18 protein-coding genes are annotated in these 12836 nt (G+C 51.2%); 11 read left to right on the top strand and 7 right to left on the bottom strand.

Annotated features, from left to right (window positions below; all coding sequences use genetic code 11):
* The first annotated feature begins 8 nt into the window (after positions 1–8).
* From ACMGGS_RS06055 to ACMGGS_RS06035, 5 genes are all read left to right on the top strand, one after another.
* Positions 9–887, top strand: coding sequence for an aldolase (locus tag ACMGGS_RS06055; protein ID WP_414165413.1), 879 nt, complete (start codon positions 9–11; stop codon positions 885–887).
* Positions 888–917: 30 nt separating this feature from the next.
* Complete coding sequence (locus tag ACMGGS_RS06050) at positions 918–1928, top strand: zinc-dependent alcohol dehydrogenase (RefSeq protein WP_414165412.1); 1011 nt, start codon at positions 918–920, stop codon at positions 1926–1928.
* 66 nt (positions 1929–1994) lie between these two features.
* The gene (locus ACMGGS_RS06045) at positions 1995–3422 is read left to right on the top strand and encodes an MFS transporter (protein ID WP_414165411.1); all 1428 of its coding nucleotides are present in this window, start codon (positions 1995–1997) and stop codon (positions 3420–3422) included.
* A gap of 65 nt (positions 3423–3487) precedes the next feature.
* Positions 3488–4843: an MFS transporter gene (locus tag ACMGGS_RS06040; RefSeq protein ID WP_176919591.1), complete on the top strand. Its 1356-nt coding sequence runs from the start codon at positions 3488–3490 to the stop codon at positions 4841–4843.
* Entirely contained in the window at positions 4833–5720 is an 888-nt protein-coding gene (locus ACMGGS_RS06035) for an aldose 1-epimerase (protein ID WP_414166210.1), read from the top strand. The genes ACMGGS_RS06040 and ACMGGS_RS06035 overlap by 11 nt, the downstream gene beginning before the upstream one ends.
* A 90-nt stretch (positions 5721–5810) precedes the next feature.
* Here the strand turns inward: ACMGGS_RS06035 and ACMGGS_RS06030 are convergent, their stop codons facing one another.
* Together ACMGGS_RS06030 and ACMGGS_RS06025 are read right to left on the bottom strand one after the other, a co-directional pair.
* Positions 5811–6176 carry a hypothetical protein gene (locus ACMGGS_RS06030; protein ID WP_414165410.1) on the bottom strand — a complete coding sequence of 122 codons (366 nt, stop codon included), beginning with the start codon at positions 6174–6176 and terminating at the stop codon, positions 5811–5813.
* A 42-nt stretch (positions 6177–6218) separates the two neighbouring features.
* A complete protein-coding gene (locus ACMGGS_RS06025) occupies positions 6219–6503 on the bottom strand; it encodes a hypothetical protein (protein WP_414165409.1) in 285 nt (94 codons plus the stop codon).
* Positions 6504–6731: 228 nt separating this feature from the next.
* Here ACMGGS_RS06025 and yihX point away from each other — a divergent pair, with 228 nt between their 5' ends.
* The 4 genes from yihX to fabY are packed head-to-tail and all read left to right on the top strand — an operon-like array spanning position 6732 to position 9605.
* Positions 6732–7328: a glucose-1-phosphatase gene (gene yihX, locus ACMGGS_RS06020; RefSeq protein ID WP_414165408.1), complete on the top strand. Its 597-nt coding sequence runs from the start codon at positions 6732–6734 to the stop codon at positions 7326–7328.
* Positions 7325–8185 carry a virulence factor BrkB family protein gene (locus ACMGGS_RS06015; protein WP_414165407.1) on the top strand — a complete coding sequence of 287 codons (861 nt, stop codon included), beginning with the start codon at positions 7325–7327 and terminating at the stop codon, positions 8183–8185. Before yihX ends, ACMGGS_RS06015 begins: the two co-directional genes overlap by 4 nt.
* On the top strand, positions 8182–8619 hold the full coding sequence (gene dtd, locus ACMGGS_RS06010) for a D-aminoacyl-tRNA deacylase (protein ID WP_414165406.1): 438 nt from the start codon (positions 8182–8184) through the stop codon (positions 8617–8619). Before ACMGGS_RS06015 ends, dtd begins: the two co-directional genes overlap by 4 nt.
* Before the next feature lie 44 nt (positions 8620–8663).
* Entirely contained in the window at positions 8664–9605 is a 942-nt protein-coding gene (fabY, locus tag ACMGGS_RS06005) for a fatty acid biosynthesis protein FabY (RefSeq protein WP_414166209.1), read from the top strand.
* 4 nt (positions 9606–9609) lie between these two features.
* Here the strand turns inward: fabY and ACMGGS_RS06000 are convergent, their stop codons facing one another.
* The 5 genes from ACMGGS_RS06000 to ACMGGS_RS05980 all read right to left on the bottom strand — a co-directional run bounded on the left by ACMGGS_RS06000 (position 9610) and on the right by ACMGGS_RS05980 (position 11989).
* Positions 9610–9897, bottom strand: a complete 288-nt coding sequence (locus ACMGGS_RS06000; RefSeq protein ID WP_414165405.1) for a type II toxin-antitoxin system RelE/ParE family toxin — start codon at positions 9895–9897, stop codon at positions 9610–9612.
* Positions 9890–10132 (bottom strand): type II toxin-antitoxin system ParD family antitoxin, encoded by a 243-nt coding sequence (locus tag ACMGGS_RS05995; protein WP_176919597.1) that lies wholly within the window; start codon positions 10130–10132, stop codon positions 9890–9892. The genes ACMGGS_RS06000 and ACMGGS_RS05995 overlap by 8 nt, the downstream gene beginning before the upstream one ends.
* Before the next feature lie 95 nt (positions 10133–10227).
* Positions 10228–10656, bottom strand: coding sequence for a helix-turn-helix domain-containing protein (locus ACMGGS_RS05990; protein WP_414166208.1), 429 nt, complete (start codon positions 10654–10656; stop codon positions 10228–10230).
* Positions 10657–10676: 20 nt separating this feature from the next.
* Positions 10677–10988, bottom strand: a complete 312-nt coding sequence (locus ACMGGS_RS05985) for a type II toxin-antitoxin system HigB family toxin (protein ID WP_414165404.1) — start codon at positions 10986–10988, stop codon at positions 10677–10679.
* Positions 10989–11080: 92 nt separating this feature from the next.
* Positions 11081–11989: an alpha/beta hydrolase gene (locus ACMGGS_RS05980; protein ID WP_414165403.1), complete on the bottom strand. Its 909-nt coding sequence runs from the start codon at positions 11987–11989 to the stop codon at positions 11081–11083.
* 227 nt (positions 11990–12216) lie between these two features.
* Here ACMGGS_RS05980 and ACMGGS_RS05975 point away from each other — a divergent pair, with 227 nt between their 5' ends.
* Together ACMGGS_RS05975 and ACMGGS_RS05970 are read left to right on the top strand one after the other, a co-directional pair.
* A complete protein-coding gene (locus tag ACMGGS_RS05975) occupies positions 12217–12528 on the top strand; it encodes a type II toxin-antitoxin system RelE/ParE family toxin (protein WP_414165402.1) in 312 nt (103 codons plus the stop codon).
* Positions 12529–12819: a helix-turn-helix domain-containing protein gene (locus ACMGGS_RS05970; RefSeq protein ID WP_414165401.1), complete on the top strand. Its 291-nt coding sequence runs from the start codon at positions 12529–12531 to the stop codon at positions 12817–12819.
* Positions 12820–12836: the final 17 nt, after the last annotated feature.

The raw sequence follows: 12836 nt of genomic DNA, 5'->3' as shown, positions 1-12836 counted from the left end.
GAGCAATTATGAATACCCCTTATACCCTGAAAGATATCGCCCGCCCGTCCGGTGGTTTTGCCATGTTGGCAGTCGATCAGCGTGAAGCGATGCGGTTGATGTTTATGGCGGCGGGTCAGCCAAAGCCGGTAGCAGACAATGTACTCACCGGGTTTAAAGTTGCGGCTACCCGTATTCTTTCTCCCTATGCCTCGGCAGTTCTCGCCGATAAACAATTCTGTCTGGACCAGATTGTAGAGCAGCGCGCTGTGGCTGACACCTGCGGGCTGATTGTTGCTGCCGACCTTTTTGTGCCGGGCAATGGCATCCCGGTAGACAGCGTTGAAATTGATACCTCTGTTGATCCACATAAAGCGCGAGCGATGGGTGCTAAGGCAATGAAACTTCTTGTGCTATGGCGTGAAGACGAACCGGCAGAACAACGTTTAACGATGGTCAGGTCATTCGTTGAGCGTTGCCGCAGCGCCGGGCTGGTCAGCATTATTGAACCGGTGGTCAGACCGCCTCGCCGTGGATGGGAATTCGATCGTGAAGCGGCTATTGTCGCGGCAGCGGCTGAATTGGGTAATACGGAAGCCGATCTGTACAAAGCCGAAATGCCTCACGGCGGTAAAGGTGATGAGAAAACTCTGTTGGCAGCGTGTCAGAAGCTTAATGATCAGATGAAGATGCCGTGGGTGATCCTCTCCTCTGGCGTGGACGCCGATATTTTCGGTCGCGCGGTACGCATTGCGATGAAAGGCGGGGCTTCTGGTTTTCTTGCGGGGCGCGCCGTCTGGGCTTCCGTCATTGGTGCACAGGATCCACAGACCATGTTGGGCGATGTTTCTGTTCCGCGTCTTCAGCGGCTGGCGGAAATTGTCGACGAAGGCATTGCTCAGCGTTAATGGCTGATAAAACCTATTCGGAGAACTGTGATGGATAAAATCACCCAAGTTTTATTTTCAGATATTGGAAAGGTGACCACCCAATATATTGAGCAGCCGCATCAGGCGCTTAACGCGCACGAAGTCCGAATCGCCCCTGCCTTTTTTGGAATTTGCGGTTCCGATCTGCACGTTCTGAAAGGCGGGCATCCTTTTGCAAAACCACCGGTTGTACCGGGGCATGAAATTGCCGCTCGCGTAACAGAAGTGGGAAGCGAGGTCACCACGATTAAGGTCGGCGATCACGTTGTTGTCGATCCGATTATGGCGTGTATGGAGTGCCGCGCGTGCAAAGCCGGACGCTTTAATCTTTGTGAACCGCCGCAGGTAGCTGGCTTCCGCGCACCGGGCTTTGCCCGTTCGCAGCACATCGTCCCGGCTCGCAACTGCCATGTGGCACCCGCCTCGCTACCGCTGAAAGTGCTGGCGTTTGCTGAGCCTGCCGCGTGTGCCAGGCACTGTGTTAACCGGATGCCGAAAGCCTCACTGGAAGAGGTTCTGGTCATTGGTGCCGGAACCATCGGTTTGTCTATCGTTCAGGCGCTACGCATTATGGGCGCGGGCAAGATCACGGTTATTGAACCTGACAATGCAAAACGCGAATTAGCGTTGAAGCTGGGGGCGGGAGCCGTCTTTGCGCCAGGAGAACTGTCAGAAGAAGCGAGATTCACCGGCGTCATTGACGTTGTGGCGGCGCAGGCAACGCTCAACGAGGCTTGTACACGCGTCTATGCGGGTGGAACGGTCGTTTGCATGGGCGTTCCCGGTGGCCCGCGTGAAATTCCCCTGCCAATGATGCAGCGCTTTGAACGTGATTTACTCAATTCCGGCATGTATATCCCTGAGGATTTTGATGAGGTCATTCAGTGGCTGGTTGACGGACGCTTTGATACCAGCGAACTGGTAACGGATCTCTATCCCGTTAGCGATGCCGCCTCGGCCTTTGAACGTGCGCAGCAAAATGACTCAATAAAAGTCATGCTGCAATTTTCAGAAGTCTGAATGTAAAACCCTCTGTCTGGCGCTGCCTGGCAGCGCCACTCTACAACAATGAAAAAGGATACTGCGATGAGTCACATCACCAGTCCTGCACCCTATACGATAGGTCGCCCACAGGATGTTATCGACATCGTTAATAAAAATGCCGCGTTAAACGCTAACGTTGGTGTCATTTTTATCGCCCTGGGCGGCATCCTGATTGATGCTTATCAGGCAGCAATGGTTGGATTTGGTAATAAATATATTGCCATCCAGTTTGGTATTTCTCCTGGTCTTGCGGCGACTGTAAACGCCTCTGTGCTGGTGGCAGCCTTAATTGGGGGCCTGTTAGCCAACCGCGTTATTAACCGTTTTGGTCAACGTTATGCATTCCTGATCGGTATGACACTATGTACCCTGGGTGCCGCACTGGTGGCGGTCGCACCTGATATCTGGTGGGTACTGGTCTGCCGCGTCGTTATGGGATTCGGTTTAGGTATCGATTTCCCGTTGGCGACCAATGCGGTAGTTGAGCTGCGCGGTTCAACCTCAAAGAAAACGGGTTCATCAGTTAACCTCTGGCAAATGGCGTGGTATGTGTCGACAACCGTGGTTTATCTGGTGTTGTTACCCCTTCTTCTCTCCGGCATCGCGGAAGAACAGCTCTGGCGCTATGGAATTTTCATTGGGGCTGTATTTGCCGTCATTATCATGATCCTGCGTTACTTCTTTATTGGTGAATCCGCCATGTGGGCTGCCCGCGTAGGTCGTTATGACGAAGCCTGTCATATCCTTAAAAAACGCTATGGCGTAAATGCCAGCGTTGCTTCGCACTCTCCTGCAGAATCAGCCGACAATCAGGAACATAAATTTCATGGCGGTTACGGCATCTTATTTAATGCTCGCTATCGCAGACGTACCGTACTTGGCTGCGTTGTCGCCACGATGCAGGCCTGGCAATATAACGCCGTTGGTGTTTATTTGCCGCTGACGCTCGCAGGCATATTGAGTGGCGGGCTGACGGGAGCGCTTTCAGGATCGGCGGTCGTTAATGCGTTGTGCGGTATCTCCGGCGGTTTGATTGGCTCGCTCATCCTCCAGCGTTTTGGCACGCGCCTGCAATCCATGTATGGCTTCGCTTTCGTTACGCTGGCGCTATTAGCGCTGGGTGCGCTGGCGACCACCAATCCCTGGCTGTCTCTGGGGTTACTGGGGGCGATTATTTTCTTCCATTCGGCAGGACCGGGTGGGCTGGGGATGACCATTGCAACACTTTCATATCCTCCGGTTATCCGTCCCACCGGCGTGGGATTCGCGAGGGCAATTATGCGCACCGGTGCCATTGCAGGTCTTATCTTCTGGCCGATGTTATGGGGCGCATTAAAAACAGACGCCTTCTTCTGGTTAGCCATCGTTCCCTTTCTGGGATTCATCACCTGCGTACTGATCAAGTGGGAACCTCTCGGTGCCAATGTGGACGCTGAGGACGCTCAGGTACTGGCGGAGCTGGAAAAATAAAATAATGCGCGTCGGCACGTATCGACGCGCAAAGTAAACCTTCTCACCGTAATGGAGAAGAAATTATGTCTGAAAGATTACGTGAACCGAATGAAGCATTATCTGGCAAAGCAATGCGCCGCGTAATAATAGGCAGTTTTGCTGGTGCGCTGCTGGAATGGTATGACTTTTTCATTTTTGGTACTGCCGCCGGGCTTGTATTTGCTCCGCTATTTTTCCCGGACAGCGATCCGTGGATAGGGCTGATTGCCTCATTTGCGACCTTCGGCGTTGGCTTCCTGACACGGCCATTAGGCGGCATTGTATTTGGACATTTTGGCGATAAAGTGGGGCGTAAAATTACGCTAATCTGGACATTGGCAATTGTAGGCACCTCCACTTTTTTAATCGGCTTCATTCCTGTTTATCATGATATCGGTCTCTCGGCTCCTCTGATTCTTATGGCGCTACGTCTGATTCAGGGATTCGGGCTGGGAGGTGAGTATGGTGGTGCGGCGCTAATGACCATTGAGTCAGCGCCAGAAGCAAAGCGAGGTTTCATTGGCGCGTTGCCGCAGACAGCGGCGTCGGTGGGCATCATGCTGGCGACCGGCGTGTTTGCGCTTTGTAACCATTTTTTGACCCAGGAGCAATTTCTCTCCTGGGGCTGGCGTATTCCCTTCTGGCTCTCTGCGGTCATGTTGATTGTCGGTATGTTTATACGACTGCATACAGAAGAAACCCTCGACTTCAAAAAACAGCGTCAGGTAACAAAAACGAAAAAAACGCCGCTCCCTTTGTTTGAGCTATTTCGTAACCACCCGCGTAATATCTTTCTGGCGCTCGGAGCCAGGTTAGCAGAAAGCGTTTCCTCCAATATTATTAACGCGTTTGGCATTGTGTATATTTCCAGTCAGCTCATGCTCTCCCGTGATGTTCCACTGACGGGGATGTTGATTGCCTCGGCCATCGGTATTTTTTGTTGCCCTTTGATGGGTTGGATTTCAGATCGTGTCGGACAACGAAAAATATACTTATTAGGCGCCGGATTTTGCATGCTGTTTGCATTTCCCTTTTTTCTGCTGCTGGGAACGAAAAGCACACTCATCATCTGGTGCAGCATGATCCTCGGCTACAACCTAGGCCCTACCATGATGTTTGCCGTCCAACCAACGTTGTTTACGCGCATGTTCGGAACGCAGGTGCGCTATACCGGTCTCTCTTTCGCTTATCAGTTTTCCGCCATTCTTGGAGGATTAAGTCCTCTTATTGCCTCAAGCCTGCTGGCGTTGGGTGACGGAAAACCGTGGTACGTCGCCTCTTTTTTATTCGCCATTTCAACCATTTCATTTATCTGCGTCTGGTTTATTGAACCGCATCAACCGCAAGAGAAAGTACAACATTCTTATCGCCTTATCAGGGAGCAATCTAATGAACATTGAAAGGAATAATGCGCACTGGCTGGCATTGCAACAAGCATTTGACACCCCATGGCCCGGACCTTCAGATGAGTCGGTCATCCTCAAAAATGAAAATTTACGCCTGCTGATTGATCCGCAGGATGGTGCGCGCATTGTGTCGCTTTGCGCGTTTGGTTTCGATGTCCTCAGGCCGTGGCACCCCGAGCGTCGGGCCTTTCAGTACGGCTGCTTCCCCATGGTGCCATGGGTGGGCCGTCTCGGTAATGCGACACTGAAGATGGGCAATAAACATTACGCCTTGCCAGCCAATAAACCACCTCACGCGTTACACGGCATGGCCTGTTATTCCTTGTGGGAGGTAGTAAAACAGACAAATAAGACCGTTGTACTTCGATCACAATTGCGTAATCCCTGGCCATGGCAGGGAGACGTCCGCCAGGTAATCACTCTTGACGGTGATACGGTTCTGCTCAGACTGGAAATCCATTCTGCGAAAGAATCTTTTCCCGCCTCGGCTGGCTGGCATCCCTGGTTTAACAAAAAGCTTGATCCAAAGCGCGATGAACAGGAACTCTGCGTTGAATTTACGGCGGACTGGCAGGAAGAGCCGGGGGATGACGAGCTACCCACTGGCAAAAAAATATCGCCGCAGCCGGGACCATGGGATGACTGTTTCGGTTTCAATCATGGCATTCATGCCACGCTAAACTGGCCCGGCAAACTGAGTATGGAAATGACGTCTCCGGCCCCTTCATTAGTTGCCTTTGATAAACAACCCGATGCAACCTGTGTTAACCCGCTTTCACAGGCGCCTGATGCTATTAACCGCGATCCTCAATTTGTAAGTCCGGGTGAGCCGTTAGTTATTGAAAGTCGGTGGGCGTTTAAAGCGGAATAGTTCTGTGATTTGTCTTAGTGCGCCCACGTTGTCTGTGGGCGTTTGCGTATTTTGCCTGGTGAGTTCCCTTATGTGGATCACACTCAATTTTTAAGCCTGCTTCTTAAGATTCTTTATAAATTCATCAACAGGAGGCGTACTTTCAGTACCTTCTTCAGCATTTTTGATTTTACTAAGTTGATCAAGCAGATACTTTTTTTGCTCGGCCTGAACGAACCGTGTCAGGAGATCCCTGACCATTGGTTGATATCCCACCTCATATCGGGCCGCAATATCCTTTAAATCTTTAATTAATACCTTCGGGAGACGAATGGAGATAGCCTGAAGGCCGAGCTGGTCATCTGTCTGCGTTGCTGTTTTTTCACAGACAACGCCAACATGTTCTTCAGAGGCTCCCAGTTCCCGGTTGTCCCATTTTTCGGCATCGGCCAAAATCTTAGCGAAGTTATCTTTCATTGTAATTCCTCGTAAAACGCCTTTGATTCAATCTGGTCAACATTAGAAAGCGTACTTCTGATAGATATGTGACTCGGTTTCATTAGGTTCATAGGCTGTTTTGAGCACAAGGGCAGAAGGTGTCTGAACAAAGCAAATTTTAAGCGCTCTTCCCTTGTTGGTTTCAGCAATGAACCACTGCGTAGGTGGGATAGTGTTATTTTTTTCCCGGGTATCATAAAGAAAGTTTCCGTCCCGGTTTAAAAAGCACTCCTCGACTTCTTTTTCTGTGACGTGATGCCTTTCTTCAATTTTCTGTTTGATCGATGTGTGGATAATGATGTCCATCAGATAATGGCCGCCTGCCTGGCAATCTTATCATAGATAATAGTATTGTATATACATATAAAATGTTTTCAACTCAATAAAAAGGATGTTATTCAATCAGTTGAGCTTTATAACATTTATTGTATATACGCAATTATCCGTATGTTTCTGATTGCTTTATCTCACCCCGTAGTCAAACCTCGCCTTTCCCGCTACAGTTATCCCTCCACGGCGCGAAAGGAGACAAAAATGCTCTATATCTTTGATTTGGGGAATGTGATTGTCGATATCGACTTCAACCGTGTGCTGGGGGCATGGAGCGATTTCAGCCGCGTTCCCCTCGCAACGCTGAAGCAGAGCTTCACGATGGGCGAGGCGTTTCATCAGCATGAACGAGGGGAAATCACCGACGAAGTGTTTGCGCAAGCGCTATGTCTGGAGATGAATATGCCCCTGAGCTATGAGCAGTTCTCCCACGGCTGGCAGGCCGTCTTTGTTGCGCTGCGCCCGGAAGTCATCGCTATCATGCATAAGCTGAGGGAGCAGGGGTATCGCGTTGTGGTGCTGTCAAACACTAACCGTTTGCATACGACTTTCTGGCCGGAGGAATACCCGGAAATCCGTAGCGCCGCCGATCATATCTATCTGTCGCAGGATTTAGGTATGCGTAAACCGGAGGCGCGCATCTATCAGCAGGTCTTACAGGCTGAAGGGTTTTCTGCGGAGGATGCGGTCTTTTTCGATGACAACGCCGATAATATAGAAGGTGCCAAATTGTTGGGGATCACCAGCATCCTGGTGACGGGAAAAGAAACCATCCCGGACTATTTCTCGAAGCAGTTATGACAAAAAAATTCCGGCAAAAAATCAGTTACTCGACGCGCCCGCTGGTGGCGTGGCTGAAACTACTCTGGCAGCGTATCGACGAAGATAACATGACGACGCTGGCGGGTAACCTTGCCTATGTCTCGCTGCTCTCTCTGGTGCCGCTGGTTGCCGTTATCTTTGCGCTGTTTGCGGCGTTCCCGATGTTCTCGGATGTGAGTGTTCAGCTCCGCCACTTTGTTTTCGCTAATTTCATGCCCGCGACCGGCGATGTGATCCAGCGTTATATTGAACAGTTCGTGGCGAACTCCAGCAAAATGACGGCGGTGGGGGCGTGCGGCCTGATCGTGACCTCGCTCCTGCTGATGTACGCCATCGACAGCGCGTTAAACGCCATCTGGCGCAGCAAACGCATCCGACCCAAGGTCTACTCCTTTGCGGTCTACTGGATGATCCTGACCCTGGGGCCGGTGCTCGCGGGGGCCAGCCTGGTGATCAGCTCATACCTGCTCTCGTTGCGCTGGGCCAGTGAGCTAAATAGCGTGATTGATGACGTGCTGCGTATCTTCCCGCTGATCCTCTCGTGGCTCTCTTTTTGGTTGTTATACAGCGTGGTGCCGACGACGCAGGTGCCGAATCGGGATGCGGTGATCGGGGCATTTGTTGCCGCGTTATTGTTCGAGGCGGGTAAGAAAGGGTTTGCGCTGTATATCACCACGTTTCCCTCCTATCAGCTCATTTACGGCGTGCTGTCTGTCATCCCTATTTTGTTCGTCTGGGTCTACTGGACGTGGTGCATCGTCTTGCTTGGCGCGGAAATAACTGTCACTCTCGGAGAGTACCGCAAACTCAAAGAAGAAAAAGAAGACCAGCCATGATTGCATTAATTCAGCGCGTAACCCGTGCCAGCGTCACCGTGGAGGGTGAAGTGACGGGTGAAATCGGCCAGGGACTTTTGGTCCTGTTAGGTGTCGAAAAAGAGGATGATGAACAGAAAGCGAATCGCCTGTGCGAGCGCGTGCTTGGCTATCGGATCTTTAGCGATGCCGACGGCAAGATGAACCTTAACGTTCAGCAGGCAGGCGGTAGCGTACTGGTGGTGTCGCAGTTTACGCTGGCGGCAGATACCGAACGTGGGATGCGTCCCAGCTTCTCGAAAGGTGCCGCGCCGGATCGCGCTGAAGAACTGTATGAATATTTTGCCGGCCGCTGTCGTCAGCAGCAGATAGAGACGCAGACCGGGCGATTTGCCGCCGATATGCAGGTTTCACTGGTTAATGATGGGCCAGTTACGTTCTGGCTTCAGGTATGAGCCAGCTTCCGGCGTGGCCGCGGGTAACAAAAGAGAGTGCCGCTATGTATCACCTTCGTGTACCGCAAACAGCAGAAGAGTTAGACGCCTACTATCAGTTTCGCTGGGAGATGCTGCGTAAGCCGCTGCATCAGCCGAAAGGGTCCGAACGCGACGCCTGGGATGCGCTGGCGCATCACCAAATGGTGGTGGATGAAGACGGCAAACTGGTAGCCGTCGGGCGGCTTTATATTAATGCCGATAACGAAGCCTCTATCCGCTTTATGGCCGTCGATCCTGATGTGCAGGATAAGGGCCTGGGCACGCTGATGGCGATGACTCTGGAATCCATTGCCCGACAGGAAGGGGTGAAGCGTGTGACCTGTAGCGCGCGCGAGGATGCAGTAGAGTTCTTCGCCAGACTGGGATTTGTGAACCAGGGGGAAATCACCGCCCCGCAAACCACGCCGCTGCGCCACTTTCTGATGATTAAACCAATCGCATCGCTGGACGACATCCTGCACCGTGGCGACTGGTGCGGACAACTCCAGCAGGCGTGGTATGAGCACATTCCGCTCAGTGAAAAGATGGGCGTGCGCATCCAGCAGTATACCGGGCAAAAATTTATTACCACCATGCCGGAGACCGGCAATCAAAATCCGCACCACACCCTGTTTGCCGGCAGCCTGTTTTCACTGGCGACACTGACCGGCTGGGGACTGATCTGGCTGATGCTGCGCGAGCGTCATCTGGGCGGTACGATTATCCTGGCCGACGCGCATATTCGCTACAGTCACCCGATTAGCGGGCGTCCAACCGCCATTGCCGACCTCGGTTCGCTCAGCGGCGATCTCGACCGTCTGGCGCGCGGGCGTAAGGCGCGCGTGCAATTACAGGTCGAACTGTTCGGCAATGAAACCTCCGGCGCGGTGTTTGAAGGTATCTATATCGTGCTCCCAGCGAAGCCATTTGGGCCGCTGGAAGAAGGGGGGAATGAGGAGGAGTGATAGCTTAAATCGGGTGCTGCTCCACATTCATTTGCTGGTGGAGGATGCGGATAATAAAAATCCCATACTCTGTCGGCCGATAAAAAATAGCATGCTGCCCATGATCGTGTCGGCGAGTATTTTCAAGTACAGCAGAGTAGTCTCGTCCTGACATTGGGCTTTTAGCCAATAGCTGAAGAAATTTTTCCAGCTGGCGAGTGTATTTATCGGCTTGCAACGCACCGAACTCACGCCATGTGTACTCATAAATCGAACCGAAGTCATCCGCTGCCAGGTTTGAAAGTTTATACATTTAGGCTTCGTTTCTTCCTTGCTGCAATTTCCTGTAAGGTAAGATCGCTTTCGCCGCTGTGTAAGCCTGCCTCAAGTTCATTGCGCAATCTGCTGTTTTGCAATTCCTGTTGCTCAAGCAGACGCAGCGCCGATCTTACCACCTCACTGGTCGAGCCATAGCGACCACTTTCAATCATTTCACTGATAAAGAGATCCAGTTGTTCTCCAATCGTGATGCTGGTTGTTCTGGGCATAATGTTCTCTGGTGTGTTATTTATTAACACAGAATAGCACCCTTCTTGTTATGCATAAATTTTTTGAGTTACCCGCCAAGCTTCTGGACAGCTAATTATTCGATAAATGCTTGTGCCGGAAGGTTAAAACGTTCGGAGAGCGCTTTAATGTGCTTTACCGTCAGCGCTCTGCGGCCATTGAGAATATTGCTGACGTTGGCTTTTGACCCCAGCTCCTTCGCTAAATCGGCTGCTTTTAGGCCGTACTGATCCATCAGCGTTCGCAGCATAGCGACGCCCGGAGGCGTACTTTCCAGGCGGCGATTAAACTCTGAAAATTCAGGTGATTGGTCTTCATAATCGCTGATTTGCCTGGCGAGAAGTTCAAAAAGCGGATTATCCAGATCGTCCCTGTCGATTAAGAATTCAATCAGCACCAGTGCTCTGCGATACTCCGTTTCGTTACGTTCTCCGTTCATCAGGGGAATAGGCTTCACTGCTTTTGAGAAAGCGTTAACCATCTTTTCTGCGCTGGCGGTATCCATAAGGTGTATATTGGGCCTGCTCATTCTGTATGGCTCCGGTAGTATTTTGTTAGCCTGTCGTATTCGGCATGGGAAGCAATATGCTTCACAAAAACTTTTTGCAGCCTGAAATCCATAAAAGCGATGAGTCGTAAGCTGTTACCTGCAACATCAACTACCCACCATTTTTTCCTGTATTTAAAGTTGTCCAGAGAAGGAAGATAGCTTTTCATCTCTTGTGGATCGCTGAAAGTCTTTTTCTCCAGGGCATTCAGCAAGTCGACGAGCGCGATGGCACAACCGGGAAAGCTGGCTATCGCCTCGTTAAAAGGCTTACGGCTAATAACATGCACGGCTCTGTCCCTGTACCGGTGTTTTCAGCCTGAAAACACTATAGTGGATGGACCTGTTGTTTTCAATATGAAAACAACAGAGAAATAGCCATCTATATACCAGCCCGCCAGGCAATATCCCGCATCACGTTCTTTGCCGCCAGGCTTACTCCACCCAGTTGAAAAAAGCCGTGAATGACGCCGAGATAGCGCTGGCAGGTACTCTCCACGCCCTGTTCACTCAGCCGTTGGTACAGCGCTTCGCCTTCGTCGCAAAGCGGATCGTATTCAGCAGTAATGATATGCACGGGAGGCAGACCGTTGAAGTCATCCCGCCACAGCGGGCTGGCCTCCGGATGCTGGCGTTCTGTATGAGGCAAATACATCTCGTAACCGGAAAGCAGCGTGTCGCGGGTAATGATGTAGTCGAGGCCGTTACGGGTATAGCTTTCGAAATGGGCGGTGGCATCGAGCATCGGGTAGATGAGAATGAGCCGTGCAGGTTGCCACTGACCTGCCGCTTTCAGACGCAGCGCCGTGACCAGCGCCAGATGCCCGCCCGCGCTGTCGCCAGCGAGTGTTATGCGCGTGCGATCGACGCCGAGCGTGTCGGCATGCTGCCAGATGATATCCGCGCCTTTTTCTGCATCGTCATGCGCCGCAGGGTAAGTATGCTCCGGTGCGCATCGGTACTGAACGGCAATCACCCGGCAGCCGCTGTAAAACGCCAGTTGCCGCAACTGATGATCGTGCGTGGCAAAACCACCGCTGACGAAACAGCCGCCGTGGTAATAAATTACCGTCGGCAGAGCGTCCTTAGCGTTAAGTGGCGAGACAACCCGGAAGCTCAACCCTTCAAGTTCCATATCTTTCACGGTGACGCGCGTTTCCTTCTCGCCCGCGAGAACGGTGCTGGCTATATAGCCCTCCCGACGTTGTTCAACGCTTTGATGTCGTTCTGACGGACGTCCGGCGGCGATAAAATCGTTAACTAGCGCCGCGATACCTTTTTCCAGTGCCATGAATACGCTCTCTGCCTGTATGGATATCCAGTTTTATAACCTGGCTGCTGGAAAATGAAAACGCAAATTTTGGTGGGGATCTGATTCTGGAAAGCGCCTCGCAAAAGCGGAATATCAGGCACATTGTTAATGGCTTAGCTTGTTTTAAGGCAGTAAGGTAATAATTGATGCTATACGTCATTGACGTATAGCAGAATTCAGTTACTATAAGCCAATGGCGTATGGATATGATATTTGTAGAAACGGATGTTTTCACCGAATATGTTACAAAATTGTTGGATGATGACGAATACCGAAAGCTCCAGATTTTCCTTACCATTCAGCCTGACCACGGTGATGTTATTCCTGACACGGGTGGGTTGCGGAAGATTCGCTGGATGGTTCATGGGCGGGGTAAGCGCGGTGGGGTGAGAGTGATCTACTTTTATCGCGCGAGTAGCTCTGAAATTCGACTGCTGCTTATTTATCGTAAAGGGATAAAAGATAACCTGACTCAACAAGAAAAAACAATTCTCCGAATGTTGAACGAGAGGTGGTAAATGGATAAGACGTTATTCGAGCAATTGACCAAAAGTATGCATCAAATGAATGATATTTTGGAAGGCACACGGCATCCTTCCCGAACATTTCATATTGATGCGATGAAAATTAAAGAAATCCGTCAGGCTACGGGATTATCGCAGTCTAAATTCGCGGATTTAATATCGGTAAATGTAGATACTTTGCGTAACTGGGAGCAGGGACGACGCTCACCCACCGGGCCAGCAAAAGCGTTGCTAAGGGCGATTGCGAACGATCCGCGACATGTGATTCCTGCGCTGTCCCAGTAATAACTTACCATCACTGC

The organism is Superficieibacter sp. BNK-5, assembly GCF_047456055.1.
Classification (GTDB): Bacteria; Pseudomonadota; Gammaproteobacteria; order Enterobacterales; family Enterobacteriaceae; genus Superficieibacter.
The sequence above is the reverse complement of the archived record's forward strand: the minus strand, read 5'-3'. Positions and strand labels throughout refer to the sequence as shown.